The sequence below is a fragment of the Pseudomonas syringae pv. cilantro genome, assembly GCF_001293775.1.
Classification (GTDB): domain Bacteria; phylum Pseudomonadota; class Gammaproteobacteria; order Pseudomonadales; family Pseudomonadaceae; genus Aquipseudomonas; species Aquipseudomonas syringae_P.
Map to the genome: position 1 here is coordinate 44,275 of NZ_LGLN01000024.1, position 15,481 is coordinate 59,755.

At 59.4% G+C, this 15,481-nt stretch carries 16 protein-coding genes and 1 other RNA gene; 4 read left to right on the plus strand and 13 right to left on the minus strand.

What is annotated here, in order from left to right; all coding sequences use genetic code 11:
• Positions 1 to 2 precede the first annotated feature (2 nt).
• The 9 genes from mraY to rsmI form a co-directional block, all read right to left on the minus strand.
• Positions 3 to 1,085: a phospho-N-acetylmuramoyl-pentapeptide-transferase gene (gene mraY / locus ABJ99_RS04390; protein WP_054084766.1), complete on the minus strand. Its 1,083-nt coding sequence runs from the start codon at positions 1,083 to 1,085 to the stop codon at positions 3 to 5.
• Positions 1,085 to 2,455: a UDP-N-acetylmuramoyl-tripeptide--D-alanyl-D-alanine ligase gene (locus ABJ99_RS04395; RefSeq protein WP_054084767.1), complete on the minus strand. Its 1,371-nt coding sequence runs from the start codon at positions 2,453 to 2,455 to the stop codon at positions 1,085 to 1,087. The genes mraY and ABJ99_RS04395 overlap by 1 nt, the downstream gene beginning before the upstream one ends.
• A complete protein-coding gene (locus ABJ99_RS04400) occupies positions 2,448 to 3,911 on the minus strand; it encodes a UDP-N-acetylmuramoyl-L-alanyl-D-glutamate--2,6-diaminopimelate ligase (RefSeq protein WP_054084768.1) in 1,464 nt (487 codons plus the stop codon). Before ABJ99_RS04400 ends, ABJ99_RS04395 begins: the two co-directional genes overlap by 8 nt.
• Entirely contained in the window at positions 3,911 to 5,638 is a 1,728-nt protein-coding gene (locus ABJ99_RS04405) for a peptidoglycan D,D-transpeptidase FtsI family protein (protein WP_162491528.1), read from the minus strand. Before ABJ99_RS04405 ends, ABJ99_RS04400 begins: the two co-directional genes overlap by 1 nt.
• Positions 5,638 to 5,931 (minus strand): cell division protein FtsL, encoded by a 294-nt coding sequence (ftsL, locus tag ABJ99_RS04410; RefSeq protein ID WP_007248956.1) that lies wholly within the window; start codon positions 5,929 to 5,931, stop codon positions 5,638 to 5,640. Before ftsL ends, ABJ99_RS04405 begins: the two co-directional genes overlap by 1 nt.
• Complete coding sequence (gene rsmH / locus ABJ99_RS04415) at positions 5,928 to 6,869, minus strand: 16S rRNA (cytosine(1402)-N(4))-methyltransferase RsmH (protein WP_080378007.1); 942 nt, start codon at positions 6,867 to 6,869, stop codon at positions 5,928 to 5,930. The genes ftsL and rsmH overlap by 4 nt, the downstream gene beginning before the upstream one ends.
• 2 nt (positions 6,870 to 6,871) lie before the next feature.
• Complete coding sequence (gene mraZ / locus ABJ99_RS04420) at positions 6,872 to 7,327, minus strand: division/cell wall cluster transcriptional repressor MraZ (RefSeq protein ID WP_007248958.1); 456 nt, start codon at positions 7,325 to 7,327, stop codon at positions 6,872 to 6,874.
• A 306-nt stretch (positions 7,328 to 7,633) separates the two neighbouring features.
• An RNA gene (gene rnpB, locus ABJ99_RS04900) (RNase P RNA component class A) lies at positions 7,634 to 7,991 on the minus strand.
• A gap of 83 nt (positions 7,992 to 8,074) precedes the next feature.
• Positions 8,075 to 8,947: a 16S rRNA (cytidine(1402)-2'-O)-methyltransferase gene (rsmI, locus tag ABJ99_RS04425; RefSeq protein ID WP_054084770.1), complete on the minus strand. Its 873-nt coding sequence runs from the start codon at positions 8,945 to 8,947 to the stop codon at positions 8,075 to 8,077.
• 280 nt (positions 8,948 to 9,227) lie between these two features.
• On the opposite strand from rsmI, the gene ABJ99_RS04430 reads away from it, so the two are divergent.
• From ABJ99_RS04430 to ABJ99_RS04445, 4 genes are all read left to right on the plus strand, one after another.
• Positions 9,228 to 11,042, plus strand: coding sequence for a penicillin-binding protein activator (locus ABJ99_RS04430; RefSeq protein WP_054084771.1), 1,815 nt, complete (start codon positions 9,228 to 9,230; stop codon positions 11,040 to 11,042).
• Positions 11,039 to 11,413, plus strand: a complete 375-nt coding sequence (locus tag ABJ99_RS04435; protein ID WP_054084772.1) for a YraN family protein — start codon at positions 11,039 to 11,041, stop codon at positions 11,411 to 11,413. Before ABJ99_RS04430 ends, ABJ99_RS04435 begins: the two co-directional genes overlap by 4 nt.
• A gap of 167 nt (positions 11,414 to 11,580) precedes the next feature.
• On the plus strand, positions 11,581 to 12,174 hold the full coding sequence (locus tag ABJ99_RS04440; protein WP_054084773.1) for a phosphoheptose isomerase: 594 nt from the start codon (positions 11,581 to 11,583) through the stop codon (positions 12,172 to 12,174).
• Entirely contained in the window at positions 12,171 to 12,749 is a 579-nt protein-coding gene (locus ABJ99_RS04445) for a BON domain-containing protein (protein WP_054084774.1), read from the plus strand. Before ABJ99_RS04440 ends, ABJ99_RS04445 begins: the two co-directional genes overlap by 4 nt.
• A 62-nt stretch (positions 12,750 to 12,811) precedes the next feature.
• Here ABJ99_RS04445 and ABJ99_RS04450 read toward each other — a convergent pair whose 3' ends face one another.
• The 4 genes from ABJ99_RS04450 to rplM form a co-directional block, all read right to left on the minus strand.
• Entirely contained in the window at positions 12,812 to 13,228 is a 417-nt protein-coding gene (locus ABJ99_RS04450; RefSeq protein WP_054084775.1) for a ClpXP protease specificity-enhancing factor, read from the minus strand.
• Between the two features lie 17 nt (positions 13,229 to 13,245).
• Positions 13,246 to 13,863, minus strand: a complete 618-nt coding sequence (locus tag ABJ99_RS04455; RefSeq protein ID WP_007248965.1) for a glutathione S-transferase N-terminal domain-containing protein — start codon at positions 13,861 to 13,863, stop codon at positions 13,246 to 13,248.
• 309 nt (positions 13,864 to 14,172) lie between these two features.
• Positions 14,173 to 14,565 carry a 30S ribosomal protein S9 gene (rpsI, locus tag ABJ99_RS04460; RefSeq protein WP_003216038.1) on the minus strand — a complete coding sequence of 131 codons (393 nt, stop codon included), beginning with the start codon at positions 14,563 to 14,565 and terminating at the stop codon, positions 14,173 to 14,175.
• A gap of 14 nt (positions 14,566 to 14,579) precedes the next feature.
• Entirely contained in the window at positions 14,580 to 15,008 is a 429-nt protein-coding gene (gene rplM, locus ABJ99_RS04465) for a 50S ribosomal protein L13 (protein ID WP_002555065.1), read from the minus strand.
• Positions 15,009 to 15,481 lie beyond the last annotated feature (473 nt).

Genomic DNA, 15,481 nt, shown 5'->3' on the forward strand with positions numbered 1-15,481 from the left:
TTCTACCTCAGTTTCAACGTGGCAAGGCCGATCAGCACGAGAATCACGGTGATGATCCAGAAACGGACGATCACGCGTGGCTCGGGCCAGCCTTTGAGTTCAAAGTGGTGGTGTATCGGCGCCATGCGAAACACCCGGCGGCCGGTGAGTTTGAAAGACGCAACCTGAATGACCACTGAAAGGGTTTCCATCACGAACACGCCACCCATGATGAACAGGACCATTTCCTGACGCACGATCACGGCCATGGTGCCGAGCGCAGCGCCAAGTGCCAGCGCACCGACGTCACCCATGAAGACTTGCGCCGGGTAGGTGTTGAACCACAGGAACCCCAGCCCCGCACCGATCAGTGCACCTGAGAAGATAATCAGTTCACCCGCCCCCGGCACATAAGGAATCAGCAGGTATTCAGCGAATTTCACGTTACCCGACAGGTAGCAGAAGATGCCCAGCGCGCCGCCGACCATCACCGTTGGCATGATCGCCAGACCGTCCAGGCCATCCGTCAGGTTGACCGCGTTGCTCGAACCGACGATCACGAAATAGGTCAGCACGATGAAGCCGATGCCGAGCGGGATGCGCACATCCTTGAGCATCGGCACGATCAGCGTGGTCTCGGTCGCGGACGGCGCAGTCGTATAAAGGAAGATTGCCGCGCAGAGGCCGAATACCGACTGCCAGAAATACTTCCAGCGACTCGGCAGGCCCCGGGAATTCTTTTCGATCACCTTGCGGTAATCATCGACCCAGCCGATGGCACCGAACAGAAAGGTCACCAGCAACACCACCCAGACGTAACGGTTGCTCAGGTCGGCCCACAGCAAGGTACTGATCCCGATGGACGACAGAATCAGCGCGCCCCCCATGGTTGGTGTGCCGGACTTGGACAGGTGCGACTGCGGACCGTCGTTGCGCACCGACTGACCGATCTGGCGCATCTGCAAGGTGCGGATCATCCACGGCCCCAGGCACAACGACAGTGTCAGCGCAGTAAGCACGCCAAGGATCCCGCGCAAAGACAGGTATTGAAAGACCGCGAAGCCTTTGTAGAACTGTTGTAAAAACTCGGCCAACAGCAGCAGCATCAATGTTTCTCCAGGCTAGAACCGCACAAGGCAGCCACGACGTTTTCCATCGCAGCGCTACGCGAGCCCTTGATCAGTAAAGTGGTGTCAGGGTTTTGCTCGGCACCCAGTGCCGCGATCAGCTCTGCCTGGCTGGCAAAGTGATGCGCGTGTTCGCCAAAGGCGCTCACGGCATGAGTCATCAACGGGCCGACGGCATAAAGTGCGGAGACCTTGCCCGCCGCGTAAGCGCCGACTTCGCGGTGGCCCTGCTCGGCCCAGTCGCCCAGCTCGCCGATATCACCCAGCACCAGCACGGTACGCCCGCTGAAACCGGTGAGGACATCGACGGCCGCGTTGATCGACGCCGGGTTGGCGTTGTAGGTGTCGTCGATGACGCGCACGCCATTGCTGGCGGTCTGCGCCACAGCGCGGCCCTTGACCGGCTGCACGTTGTTCAGGCCAGCGGCGATGCCTTCCAGGCTGACGCCCAGCGCGCAGGCAGCGGCCGCTGCGGCCAGGGCATTGGCCACGTTGTGCGTGCCCAGCAGATTCAGTTGTACCGGTGCGGCGCCGAGCGGGCTGTTGAGCATGAACGCCGGGCAACCGCGCGCGTCACGACGCAAGTCGGTGGCATGCAGGTCGGCCGCAGGGTTATTCAAAGCGAACGTCATGACCTTGCGCTCGCCTGCGCGCAGTTGCCAGATCGGAAATGCCTTGTCATCCAGATTCAGGACGGCTGTGCCGGTGGCGTCGAGCCCTTCGAGAATCTCGCCCTTGGCTTCAACGATCCTGTCCGGACCACCGAACTCGCCAACGTGGGCGGTTCCGGCATTGGTGATGATCGCAACGTGCGGCTTGGTCAGGCTTACGGTGAAGGCGATTTCGCCCACTCGCGACGCGCCCAGCTCGATGACAGCGGCAGCATGCTCGGGCGCGAGTTCCAGCAGCGTCAGGGGCACGCCAAGCTCGTTGTTCAGGTTGCCACGGGTGGCCAGCACCGTCCCGCGCGTGCGCAGAATGCTGGCGAGCATTTCCTTGACCGTGGTCTTGCCGCTGGAACCGGTCATCGCCGCAACAGGCTTGTCGACAAACGCATTGCGGTTCATCGCGCCCAGTTGCGCGAGCGCCTTGCGGGTGTCGAGCACGACCAGTTGCGGCAGGCTTGCACCCTCCACTTCGCGCTCGACCAAAGCACCGACGGCACCTTTGCCAGCGACCTGTTCCAGGTACTCATGCCCGTCGAAACGCGGCCCGGTCAGGGCGACGAACAGTTGCCCTGGTGCAATGCCGCGGCTGTCGGTGCTGACGCCATCAAAACTGCAGTCGCCGCCTGCCAGCCGAGCGTCGAGATGGGTCACCAGTTCGCCGAAGGTCATTGGCTTAATCATGCGCAGGCTCCCATGCAGCAAGCGCCTTGGCAGCTTCTTGCAAATCGGAAAACGGATGACGCTGGCCGACGATTTCCTGGTAGTCCTCGTGACCCTTGCCTGCCAGTACCACGACATCATCGGCGCTGGCCGAAGCGATCAGCTCAGCGATGGCCTGACCACGACCTTCAACAAAGCGCACCTTGTCGGCAGCAACGAAGCCTGGGCGGATGTCATCGAAAATTTGCGAAGGCGGCTCGTTACGCGGGTTGTCATCGGTCACCCAGACGCCGTCGGCCAGACGCTCGACCACTTCGGCCATCAACGGACGCTTGCCGCGATCACGATCACCGCCGCAGCCGAACAGGCACAACAGCCGGCCCTTGGCATGCGGACGCAGTGCTTCAAGCACTTTTTCCAGCGCATCCGGGGTGTGCGCGTAATCGACGACGACCAGCGGTTTGCTGGCGCCACCCAGACGCTGCATGCGTCCAACCGGGCCTTCGAGTTTCGGCAGCACCTTGAGAATTTCATCCAGCGCGTAATCCAGCCCCAGCAGCGCGCCCACCGCAGCCAGCACGTTGCTCAGGTTGAAGCGGCCCAGCAACGCGCTGCGCAGGAAGTGCTCGCCCTGCGGCGTGACCAGCGTGGCGCGCACGCCATCGTCGTCGAACCTGGCGTCGCGGCAATACAGATAAGCAGCGCTGTCCAGCTGGCTGTAGGTGATCAGCCGCGATTCGTGCTTGAGCGTGGCCAGCTTGCGACCGAACTCGTCATCGAGGTTGATTACCCGACAATTGAGGTTAGGCCAGGCAAACAGCTTGGCCTTGGCCGCGCCGTAGGCTTCCATGGTGCCGTGGTAATCCAGATGGTCACGGGACAGATTGGTCAGCACCGCGACATCGAATGCAATGGCCGTCGCACGTCCCTGATCCAGCCCGTGGGACGAAACTTCCATGGCCACGGCACGCGCGCCGGCTTTTTTCAGGTCGGTCAACGTCGCCTGAACGGCTATCGGGTCAGGCGTGGTGTGGCGGCCGCTTTGCAGCGCACCGTGAAAACCGGTGCCGAGGGTGCCGACGATGCCGCAGTGCTGACCAAGCATGTCCAGCGCCTGGGCAACCAGCTGGGTCACGCTGGTCTTGCCGTTGGTACCGGTGACGCCAACCATATTCAGGCTGCGGCTCGGGTCACCATAGAAGCGCCCCGCGACATCCGACAGCTGCGCTGCCAGGCCTTTGACCGGAATAAGCGGCACGTCGGTGATCGGCAGAACGCTCGACCCTTCGACTTCATAGGCCACGGCCGCTGCACCGCGCTTCAAGGCGTCGGCAATGTGTGCGCGCCCGTCGGAATTGATCCCAGGCACGGCCAGAAACAGATCCCCCGGACGCACGTTACGGCTGTCGAGTGTCAACTCGCGGATCAACGGATCGCGGTCGGTATGAGCGAAAATCTTGCTCAGATTAAAGGCCATCAACCACGCCCTCCTTTGGCTGCCGGTGCGGCATTGACTTGTTCCGGTGGCGCAAGGTTGTCTGGCGTCACGTTCATCAGACGCAACGTGCCGGACATGACCTTACTGAAGACCGGCGCCGAAACCAGACCGCCGTAGTAGCCACCCTTGCTCGGCTCGTCGATCACCACGACGATCGCGTAACGCGGATTGCTCATCGGCCCGAACCCGGCGAACAGGGAGCGGTAGGAGTTTTCCGCATACCCCTTGGTGCCGATGGACGTTTTGCGCGCCGTACCACTCTTGCCGCCGACGTGATAGGACGGCACACGGGCACGGTACACGCCGCGCGGGTCTTCGATCACCTGCTGCAACATGCCTTGCAGAGTCTTGGCGGTTTTTTCGGGAATGGCCTGAGTCGACTCCGGCTCTTTATCGGTTTTCAGAATGGTCAGCGGCACGAGGCGGCCGTTATTGGCCAGCGCGCCATAGGCATGCACCAGCTGCAATGCGGTGACCGACAGGCCGTAGCCGTAGGACAGCGTGGCCGTTTCTGCCTTGCGCCATTCGCGGTAGTTGGGCAGGTTGCCGACACGCTCGCCCGGGAAGCCCAGACCGGTGTACTGACCGAAGCCCACACGCTGCATGGCGCGGAAAATAGCTTCACCGCCGACGTCGAAGGCCACCTTGCTCATGCCGACGTTACTGGAGTTGATCAGGATGCCGGTCAGATCGAGGATCGGGCCTTCGGTCTTGGTCACGTCACGAATCGTGTACTTGCCGATCTGCAACGTACCGGGATACACCTCGACCTTGTCGGTCGGCTTCCAGCGGCCGCTGTCCAGCGCGGCCGTCATTGAAATCGGCTTCATGGTGGAGCCCGGCTCGAACACGTCGATGATCGCCCGGTTACGCATGGCGGCAGGCACCATGGTCCGACGATTGTTCGGGTTGTAAGTCGGCTGATTGACCATCGCCAGAACTTCGCCGGTCTTGACGTCCATGATCACCATGCTGCCAGCCTTCGCCTCGTTCTCGACGATGGCGTTGCGCAGTTCACGGGTGGCCAGATATTGCAGGCGCAGGTCAATAGACAAAGCCAAGGTCTTTCCGGCCTTGGCATTCTTGGTGACCTGAACGTCCTTGATCAGTCGCCCTCGCCGGTCCTTGATGACCTGACGTTTGCCGGGCACGCCGGCAAGCCAGTCGTCATACGCCAGCTCGACACCTTCACGGCCATGGTCATCGAGGTCGGTAAAGCCGACCATGTGCGCAGTTACGTCGCCTGCCGGGTAGAAGCGGCGGAATTCTTCGATGCCGTAGACACCAGGCACTTTCAGATCGATGACCGACTGACCCTGTTCAGGCGTAAGGCCACGAACCAGGTAGATGAATTCTTTATTGGCCTGCGAATCCAGACGCTCGGTCAGGGCCTTGAGGTCCTGGCCCAGAGCGGCGGCGAGCATCGGCCACTTGGATTTGTCCTGCTGCATTTCGCGCGGATTGGCCCACAGCGTGGTCACTGGCGTACTGACGGCCAGCGGCTCGCCGTTACGGTCGGTGATCAGACCACGGTGAGCCGGAATCGGAATGTGCCGCAGGCTGCGCGCATCGCCCTGTTCCTTGAGGAACGTGTGATCAACGACCTGCAGATCGACGATGCGCCAGCAAATCGCAAGCACCAGCGAAACCAGCAGGCCCACGACCACGCGGAAGCGCCACGGGTAAAGTGCGCCTTCGAGCTTCATCATGGCGCCACCATCCGCACTTCAGCAGCACTGGGAATGTGCATCTTCAGTTGTTCGGTGGCCAGGGTCTCGATGCGACTGTGGGCAGTCCAGGTGCTCTGCTCGAGAATCAGGCGCCCCCATTCGGCCTGCGCCTTGTCGCGCACGCTCATTTCCGAATACAGCGAATTGAGCAGCTGCCGGTTCCAGTGAGCGCTATAGGAAACACCAATCGCCGAAATCAGGACGGCGACGAACAGCAGCAGCATAATGAAGCTGCCGCCTGGCAAAGGCTTGAGGAAAACCCGGCTCACCTGAGTTTCTCCGCGACGCGCATGACGGCGCTGCGCGAGCGTGGATTGGCCTTGGTTTCTGAGTCGGAGGCGAATTGCGCCTTGCCGTGAATCTTGATCTTCGGCTCGAAGGGCTTGAACTGGATCGGCAGGTCACGCGGCATGTTGTCGGCTTCGCCCTTGGCGAGCTTGCGCATGAACAGCTTGACGATGCGGTCTTCAAGCGAGTGAAAGCTGATCACCACCAGACGGCCGCCGATTTCCAGAGTGTCCAGCGCGGCTTCAAGCCCGGCTTCCAGGTCACCCAGTTCGTTGTTGACGTGAATGCGCAAGCCCTGAAAGGCACGCGTTGCAGGGTTTTTGCCTTTTTCCCACGCAGGATTGGCGACCTTGAGCACTTCAGCCAGATCGGCAGTGCGCTCGAAAGGCTGGACTTCACGGCGCTGAACGACGGCGTTGGCCATGCGTTTGGCGAAGCGCTCTTCGCCATATTCCTTGAACACGCGGGCGATTTCTTCGGCCGGTGCGGATGCGATGAATTCGGCCGCACTAACACCGCGCGTCGGGTCCATACGCATGTCCAGCGGGCCGTCATTCATGAAACTGAAGCCACGCTCAGGATCATCCAGCTGCGGGGACGACACACCCAGATCCAGCAGGATACCGCTGACTTTGCCCGCCAGCCCGCGCTCCTGAACTTCCGAACCGAGTTCTGCGAAGCTGCGCTGCACAATGACAAAGCGGCCGTCTTCGGCCGCTAGCGCTTGCCCGGTGGCAATCGCTTGAGGGTCCTTGTCGAATCCCAGCAGCCGGCCGTCCGGCCCGAGATGACTGAGGATCAGACGACTGTGCCCGCCACGCCCGAACGTACCGTCCAGATAGCAGCCATCCGCGCGTACCGCGAGAGCCTCCACGGCTTCTTCAAGCAGTACGGTGATGTGGGTAAAGGCGCTATTCATAGTCACAGGATCAGGTCACGTAATTCGTCGGGCATCGCGCCAGGTTGTTGAATGGCCGCAAGGTCTGCATCAGCAAGAGCATTCCAGGCGTCCTCGTCCCACAGTTGAAACTTGTTGAGCTGGCCCACCAACATCACGCGCTTGTCGAGCTTCGCGTACTCGCGAAGACGCGGCGGCACCAGAAAACGCCCGCTGCCGTCCAGCTCCAGATCGACTGCATTACCAATCAGAAGCCGTTGCAAGCGACGGTTTTCTTCACGAAATGTCGCCAGATCCCGAAGTTTGGCTTCTATCAGTTCCCACTCGGACAGCGGGTAGAGACACAAACAGGGGTCAACGGCGTCGATGGTCACGATCATTTGCCCGGCACTGCGCGAATCCAACTCGTCACGGTACCGGCTCGGCATAGCGAGACGGCCCTTGGCATCGAGATTGATCGCGTTGGCACCACGGAACACAGGCGCATTCTCCGAATATTAGCTTTTTGCGCTAAAAAAACCCACTTCGTGCCACTTTCTGCCACTTGCGCACACTATAGGAACGCGCCCACCACACCGTCAAGGCACGGTCTTAAGGAAAACCCTTACATTTCGGAGATTTAGGAGGGGTTTTGGAGTCAGAACGGATAATTTACGAGCAATCCGACAGATAAATCCCACACAGCTCAAATCGTTGCGATTCAAAGTTAATGTGATTTATGAACTGTAAGATTTTTTTGGTATTACGAAGGGGATTTGCTGCTTAAAACGAAGGGTGGAAAAAAGGTGGAGAGTCGATCTGTAAGCCGGGTTCTGTCGAGGACAGTCATTCCTCTACGACGGCCATCACTGGACGCCTTTAGCAACCTACCCGGTTCCAGCGCGGGCCACGCCTTGGAACCCTATTTGGTCTTGCTCCGAGTGGGGTTTACCTTGCCACGCACTGTTGCCAGACGTGCGGTGCGCTCTTACCGCACCTTTTCACCCTTACCGGCACCGAAGTGCTTAGGCGGTTATTTTCTGTGGCACTTTCCGTAGGCTCGCGCCTCCCAGGCGTTACCTGGCACTCCGCCCTATGGAGCCCGGACTTTCCTCCCCCCCTTGTTGCGGAACAACAAGAGGCAGCGACTGTCCAATCGACTCTCCACCGACAAGGTTAGCGGCACACGCCATCAAGAACAAGCTTTAAAAGTGCCTGCAACCCGCATGGCGCCCCGAAAGCCCGCCTTACTCGTCCTTCTGTTTTTCCAGCGCCACCTGATAAAGCAGGTTCTTGCGCACCCCGGTTATCTCGGCCGCCAAAGCAGCCGCGCGTTTGAGCGGCATTTCTTCGAGCAGCAGATCGAGCACCCTGCGCGCCTCGGTGCCGATGACGTCTTCGTCCGCGGGCGGGGTCCAGCCGGACACCAGCACCACGCACTCGCCGCGCTGCTGATTGCTGTCGGCTTCGACAAAAGCGCGAAGCTCACCCAAAGGCAGACCTTTGAGCGTTTCGAAAGTTTTGGTTATTTCACGCGCCAGCAAAGCATGCCGCCCGGCACCGAAGACCAGCTCCATATCCTGCAGGCATTCCAGGATCCGATGAGGCGCCTCGTAGTAGATGAGCGTGCGCGGCTCTTCTTTTACCAGCTCGAGCTTCGCCCGACGGCCGACCGCCTTCGCCGGAAGAAAGCCTTCGAAGATGAAACGATCAGAAGGCAGCCCCGCCGCAGACAACGCGGCAATCAGGGCGCAGGCGCCAGGCACCGGAACGACCGGCACACCGGCGGCACGCGCCTGGCGAACCAGGTGATAGCCCGGATCGGAGATCAGCGGCGTACCTGCATCGGAAATCAGCGCGACATCGTCGCCCGCCAGCAGCCGTGTGATAAACCGGCTGCCTTCATCACGCTCGTTATGCTCGTGGCAGGCGGCCAGTGGCGTCGCTATACCGAAGTGTTGCATCAAACGTGCTGAATGACGCGTATCTTCTGCCGCGATCAACGCGACTTCACGCAGTACTTTCAGCGCCCGCACGCTCATATCGTCCAGATTGCCGATAGGGGTCGCCACGACATAAAGCGAGCCCGGGGTGGAATTCGAAACAACCGGAACAGTCAAAACGCAGACCTCTTGTGGTAAAGCTGGATTTTCGTGAACACGCATTGTACAGGCTGCGACCGCGTCAACGGCTCGCGCATCAGGGAAGCAGGTAAAAAAGGAATAAAAACGTGATGACGGCTCACCGAAACACGCGTCGACAGCCCCGAATTGAACGATTTGGCCGACGGATGACCCTAACGCGACCAATATCATCGCTTTACGCACCTTCGACGTCGCACCCCGGCCAGCGCTTGGGTACAATTCTCCGCTAATTCGCTCGAGTATCAGGAACATACCAATGATCGCTTGTCTGCGGCTGCTCTCTGCCCTCTGCTTCGCTGCACTTCTCGCAGCTTGCGCCAGCTCGCCCTCGTCCAGCCTTGGCGAGCTGCCGCGCACCCCTGACGCCAGCATCGAGCAATTGCTCGATCAGGCCGCCAATGCCAAGTCGCCCGAGCAGGCCGCGACATTGCGTTTGAGCGCGGCCGATCTGGCCAGCCGCCAGAACGACGCCGGACGCGCTGCGCAGATCCTTGGTCAGGTCCAGCTTGATCAACTCAAGCCAGGCCTGCAGGTCTACGCCAGCACCTTGTCCGCCGAACTGGCAATGGGCCGCAATCAGCCCAAAGCCGCGCTGACTGCCCTCAATCATCCAGGCATGCAGCGCCTGGGTGAACTGTCGGTCGAACAGCAGGTTCGCACCCACCGGGTCAAGGCGCGCGCGCTGGAAGCCGATGGTCAGATGCTGGCAGCCGTCAACGAGCGGGTCTTTGCCGGTCCGCTGTTGCAGGGCGCAGACCTCAGCACCAACAACGATGCGATCTGGACCCTGGTCTCCGCCCTGCCGGCCGAACAACTGCAGAGCAGCGCTACCGATGACTTGGGTGGCTGGCTGAACCTGGCTCGCTCGATCAAAGGTGCCGGCACGCTTGAGCAGCAACAGGCGGCCATCGACAACTGGAAAGCGCAGAACCCGAAACACCCTGCAGCCCTGCAACTGCCAGACGCTCTTGCCAAACTGCGCGCCCTGACCAGCGAACCGATTACCAAAATTGCCCTGCTGCTGCCGCAGGACGGCCAACTGGCATCCGTTGCCAAGGCACTGCGCGAAGGCTTCATGGCTGCGCACTTCCAGGCTCAGCAAGCAGGCGAAAACCCGCCTGCCATTCAGGTCTTCGACAGCTCGCGCGTCACCTCGATGGACGAATTCTATCGCCAGGCACAGGCCGCTGGCGCTCAACTGGTCGTCGGCCCACTGGAAAAGAACCTCGTCAAGCAGCTGAACAGCCGTCAGCAATTGCCGATCACTACGCTGGCGCTTAACTACAGCGACACCAGCACCGAAGGCCCTGCGCAGCTGTATCAATTCGGCCTGGCCGCAGAAGACGAAGCCCGCGAAGTGGCTCGTCGTGCCTGGGCCGACGGCAAGCGCAGCGCAGTGGCCATGGTGCCGAAAGGCGAATGGGGCGACCGCGTTCTGGATGCTTTCCGCAAAGCCTGGCAAGCCAAGGGCGGCACATTGATCGCCGCCGAGCATGTCGATCAACCCGTAGAGCTGGCCCAGCAGGTCGCCGATCTGTTCCAGTTGCGTAACAGCGAAGGCCGCGCCCAGCGCCTGCAAAGCACTGCCGGCACTCAAGTGGCCGCGCAGCCTAGCCGTCGCCAGGACATCGACTTCATGTTCCTCGCCGCAACCCCTCAACAAGCCCAGCAAATCAAACCGACCATGGTCTTCCAGTACGCAGGCGACGTACCGGTGTATGCGACTTCGCATCTGTTCACCAACAGCAATGACCACGCTCAGTACATGGACCTCAACGGCGTGCGCTTCTGCGAAACACCTTGGCTGCTCAACGCCGACGACCCGCTGCGTCAGCAAGTGACCGCCCAATGGCCGCAGGCTGCAGGCAGCCTGGGTCGCCTGTATGCAATGGGTATCGACGCTTACCGTCTGGCACCGCGCCTCGGTCAGCTCAAGGCGATGCCTGATACGCGCCTCGACGGCTTGTCCGGCAGCCTGAGCATGAACCCTGGCCGCCGCATTGAGCGCCAATTGCCGTGGGCAGAGTTTGTGGACGGCAAGATCCAGCGCCTGCCGGACACCGCCCCTTGACGCAACGCAGCACCCGGCAGCAAGCAGGGCGTGAGGCAGAAGCCTACGCCCTGCAGTATCTGCAACAGCAGGGGCTGCAGCTCATCGAACAAAACTGGTTATGCAAACGCGGCGAGCTTGATCTAGTCATGCTCGACGGCGATACAGTAGTATTCGTCGAAGTTCGCTATCGTCGCCATGCTGGCTGGGGTGGCGCCGTAGAAAGCGTTGATTTTCGCAAGCAGGAGAAACTCGTCACTGCTGCACAGCTTTTTCTGCAACAGGTCGCGGACTGGGCCGATTACCCCTGTCGTTTCGACGTGATCGCGATTGAAGGCACACCCGGCACCGCCGCACCGCTGAACTGGATCAGAAGTGCTTTTGACAGCTGAAGCGCATCAGGGCGAGCAGCCCGACTGCCTTCACGACTATAACCAGCCTCTGTCATCATCGATTTCGCTATTTGTTTTGCCGGCTGCACACCCTGTGTGCCGGATAGCAGCCGGGAGACTCCGGCGCATCCGTCCCGCCGCCGTACGCTCTAATTAAGGTCACATTGATGGACATGCAATCCCGAATTCGCCGGCTGTTTCAGGCCAGCATCGAAACCAAGCAACAGGCGATGGAAGTCCTTGCACCCTATATCGAGCAAGCCAGTCAGGTCATGGTCAATGCCCTGCTCAACGAAGGCAAAATGCTTTCGTGCGGCAATGGCGGGTCGGCGGGCGATGCACAGCACTTTTCCTCGGAACTGCTCAACCGTTTCGAACGCGAGCGGCCAAGCCTGCCAGCCATCGCACTGACCACCGACAGCTCGACGATTACCTCGATCGCCAACGATTACAGCTACAACGAAATCTTCTCCAAACAGATTCGTGCACTGGGTCAACCGGGCGATGTGTTGCTGGCAATTTCCACCAGCGGCAACTCGGCGAATATTATTCAGGCCATCCAGGCCGCACATGATCGCGAAATGATTGTCGTAGCATTGACGGGACGCGACGGCGGCGGCATGGCTTCATTGCTATTGCCCGAGGACGTGGAAATCCGCGTACCGGCCACTGTCACGGCACGCATACAAGAAGTCCATCTGCTGGCGATCCATTGTCTTTGCGATCTGATCGACAGCCAACTGTTCGGGAGTGAAGAATGACCCCTAATCGTCTCAGCCTACTGGTTCTGACACTGTGCCTCAGCATCACCGGATGCAGCTCGGTGATCACGGCTACTCGCGACAAGCCGATCGAAGATGATCGTGGCACGCGCACGTTCGGCAGCAAGATCGATGACTCGCTGATCGAAACCAAGGCCGCAGTCAATATCTCCAAGGCGCACCCCGATCTGGCCGAAGGCTCGCACATCGTAGTGACCAGCTACAACGGCATCGTGCTGCTCGCAGGCCAGACCCCGCGTGCCGACCTAAAGGCCATGGCCGAACAGGCTGCCAGCACGGTCCAGCGCGTCAAGAAAGTCAACAACGAGATCCAGGTCATGGCGCCCTCGTCGCTGCTGGCCCGCAACAACGACGCCTGGCTGACCACCAAGATCAAAAGCCAGATGATCGCCGACGCTTCGATCCCGGGCTCGCGCATCAAGGTTGTGACCGAGAACGGCATTGTATTCCTGCTGGGCCTGGTCACTCAGGACGAAGCCAACCGCGCGACCAACCTGGTGCAAAGCGTCTCGGGCGTGCAGAAGATCGTAAAACTGTTCGAGTACATCGACTGACCGCAGACGAGCAGACATGAAAAAGGCGATCCGAGGATCGCCTTTTTCATTTCAACTGTTTGTCACTTGACCACTTTCAGACTCGGCCTGCCGCTTGGGCGCGGAGGCTCGCTATCAGGCGGCGTGTCGTCTTCGACCTCAATCTCAATCTCGTCGCCATCCTCAAGGGCGGGCTCCAGATCGAAAACCATGCCCTGCCCGTTCTCCCGAGCATAAATGCCCAGAATGGCAGCAACAGGCACGTACAGCGTGTGTGGCACACCCCCGAAGCGACCTTCAAAGCTGACGGCTTCGTTATCCATATGCAGATGACGCACTGCACTGGGCGAAACATTCAGGACAATCTGTCCATCGTTGGCGAACCCCTGAGGGACCTGAACGGATGGGTACTCCGCATTGACCAGCACATGCGGGGTGCAATCGTTATCGACGATCCACTCGTAAAGAGCGCGAACAAGATAAGGGCGACTGGAGTTCATTAACGGCTCCTTAAGCCTTAGCGCATTTCACGTTCGGCAGCAGACAGACTCGCCTGAAAAGCCTCACGCGCAAATTGGCGCTCCATATAATCAAGCAACGGCTTGGCAGGCCGCGGCAATTCGATACCCAAAATCGGCAAACGCCAGAGTATGGGCAATAGACAGCAATCAACGAGACTTAGCTCGTCGCTCATGAAAAAAGCTTTTTCTGCGAACAGCGGGGAAACCCCGGCCAGACTTTCACGCAGCTCCTTGCGCGCCTGAACGCGAGCAGGCTCTTTACTGCGAGTGTCCAGAATCAGGTCCACCAGGCCGCACCAGTCCCGCTGAATCCTGTGGATCAACAGACGGCTATTGGCACGCGCTACCGGATAGACAGGCAGCAGGGGCGGATGAGGATAACGCTCATCCAGATACTCCATCACCACTGTCGACTCGTACAGCGCCAAGTCACGGTCCACCAGCGTGGGGACGCTGCCATACGGATTCACTTCAATAAGCTGCGGCGGATGACGACCTGCCACAACCTCAATTATTTCGGCGCTGACACCTTTCTCCGCGAGCACGATGCGCACACGATGGGAATAGTGGTCGGCGGGGTCGGAGTAACAGGCCAACCGGTTGGTCACGCCCATGGCGGTCCTCCTCGCTTGTTAAAATTTATCGGACAGACGAACGAACGCGCCTCAAGGCGCCTCCGATAATGATCGCAACAGGACAGGTGCTCGTCGCGGGCGACAAGATAGCTTATTTACGCGATCTAAATTCTGCAATCTTGCACGAGTAAGCTATGAGCTTCGCGATATGCCCAGTGGCGCCGCAAAAAAACGTCCATAAAAAAACGCCCAGCTCCCTGAGGAGATGGACGTTCTTTTGAACAAAGAGCTTCGAACAAGGAGCTTTTGAAAAAGGGCCTTGAGCAACGCGCTTCGAACGAAAGCGAATTAACGCTTCGAGTACTGCGGACGCTTACGCGCTTTACGCAGACCGACTTTCTTACGTTCAACTTCACGAGCATCGCGGGTCACGAAGCCTGCTTTACGCAGTGCGCCACGCAGCGTCTCGTCGTACTGCATCAGAGCGCGAGTGATACCGTGGCGGATTGCGCCAGCCTGACCACTTACACCGCCACCGATAACAGTGACGTAGATGTCGAACTTTTCAACGGTCTCGGTCAGTTCCAGCGGCTGACGAACTACCATGCGGGCAGTTTCGCGACCGAAGAAATTTTCCAGAGTGCGGTTGTTGATCGAGATGTTACCAGTACCCGGACGCAGGAAAACGCGTGCGGTTGCGGTCTTGCGACGGCCAGTGCCGTAATTTTGAGTCGCCGACATAATGAACTATTCCGTTAAAACTTCAGTTCTTGGGGCTGCTGAGCAGTATGAGGGTGTACAGCGCCCGCATAGACTTTCAGCTTACGATACATGTCGCGACCCAGCGGGTTCTTAGGCAGCATGCCTTTGACCGCGGTCTCGATCACGCGCTCAGGAGCTTTGGCGATCAGCTTTTCGAAGTTGATCGACTTGATCCCGCCCGGAAAACCGGAGTGTGAGTAGTAGATCTTGTCGGTGGTCTTGGCACCAGTAACGCGGATCTGCTCGGCATTGATCACGACAATGTAGTCGCCGGTGTCAACGTGCGGAGTGTATTCCGGTTTGTGCTTGCCACGCAGACGGCTCGCGATTTCGGTGGCCAGACGACCCAGGGTCTGACCAGCAGCGTCGACGACGAACCAGTCGCGCTTAACTGTTTCCGGTTTAGCAGTAAAAGTTTTCATTCTTTATAGCCTCAGGGGCCGCCCTGAAAATTAGACGGCGGATCTTACTGAATAGTGCGTACTTTGACAAGTCAAAGGCAGCCGGAAACAGACGCTATCGGGGGCTCGGGTCAGCGCGTCCGTTATACGGCAAGATTCTTCGGCAGACGGCGCATCACTTCCACTGCAAAGAGCTGGCGGATTATACAGACTGCAAAAATAACCTCAACCGGATTTTTTTGTTCACGTTCTGTTTATTGCCTGCGGTGGCCCGATTAGCGGATATTTGCCCTCGAAGCACAAAGCCATCATTCACAGCGCTCGGGAATCCTGCCAAGGCAGACTGGACATCATCGTCAAAAAATAAGACGATCCAGCCGTTGCTTGACCATTTACCCATATAAGAATAAAGATTATGCCGATCCAGCAAACCGCCCTTCTACGGCGCGTCAGCATTCTGACCACCGACAAAATGTTCGCTTCGACTGTCATGC

What these genes read in the sequence shown, in the direction of transcription:
- rsmH (WP_080378007.1), bottom strand. Translation starts at nt 6,869, where the DNA reads ATGAATAGCGCCTTTACCCACATCACCGTACTGCTTGAAGAAGCCGTG.
- ABJ99_RS04400 (WP_054084768.1), bottom strand. Translation starts at nt 3,911, where the DNA reads ATGGCCTTTAATCTGAGCAAGATTTTCGCTCATACCGACCGCGATCCG.
- ABJ99_RS04455 (WP_007248965.1), bottom strand. Translation starts at nt 13,863, where the DNA reads ATGGGCGTGACCAACCGGTTGGCCTGTTACTCCGACCCCGCCGACCAC.
- ABJ99_RS04445 (WP_054084774.1), top strand. Translation starts at nt 12,171, where the DNA reads ATGACCCCTAATCGTCTCAGCCTACTGGTTCTGACACTGTGCCTCAGC.
- rplM (WP_002555065.1), bottom strand. Translation starts at nt 15,008, where the DNA reads ATGAAAACTTTTACTGCTAAACCGGAAACAGTTAAGCGCGACTGGTTC.
- rpsI (WP_003216038.1), bottom strand. Translation starts at nt 14,565, where the DNA reads ATGTCGGCGACTCAAAATTACGGCACTGGCCGTCGCAAGACCGCAACC.
- ABJ99_RS04450 (WP_054084775.1), bottom strand. Translation starts at nt 13,228, where the DNA reads ATGAACTCCAGTCGCCCTTATCTTGTTCGCGCTCTTTACGAGTGGATC.
- mraY (WP_054084766.1), bottom strand. Translation starts at nt 1,085, where the DNA reads ATGCTGCTGCTGTTGGCCGAGTTTTTACAACAGTTCTACAAAGGCTTC.
- ABJ99_RS04395 (WP_054084767.1), bottom strand. Translation starts at nt 2,455, where the DNA reads ATGATTAAGCCAATGACCTTCGGCGAACTGGTGACCCATCTCGACGCT.
- ABJ99_RS04405 (WP_162491528.1), bottom strand. Translation starts at nt 5,638, where the DNA reads ATGAAGCTCGAAGGCGCACTTTACCCGTGGCGCTTCCGCGTGGTCGTG.
- ABJ99_RS04440 (WP_054084773.1), top strand. Translation starts at nt 11,581, where the DNA reads ATGGACATGCAATCCCGAATTCGCCGGCTGTTTCAGGCCAGCATCGAA.
- ABJ99_RS04430 (WP_054084771.1), top strand. Translation starts at nt 9,228, where the DNA reads ATGATCGCTTGTCTGCGGCTGCTCTCTGCCCTCTGCTTCGCTGCACTT.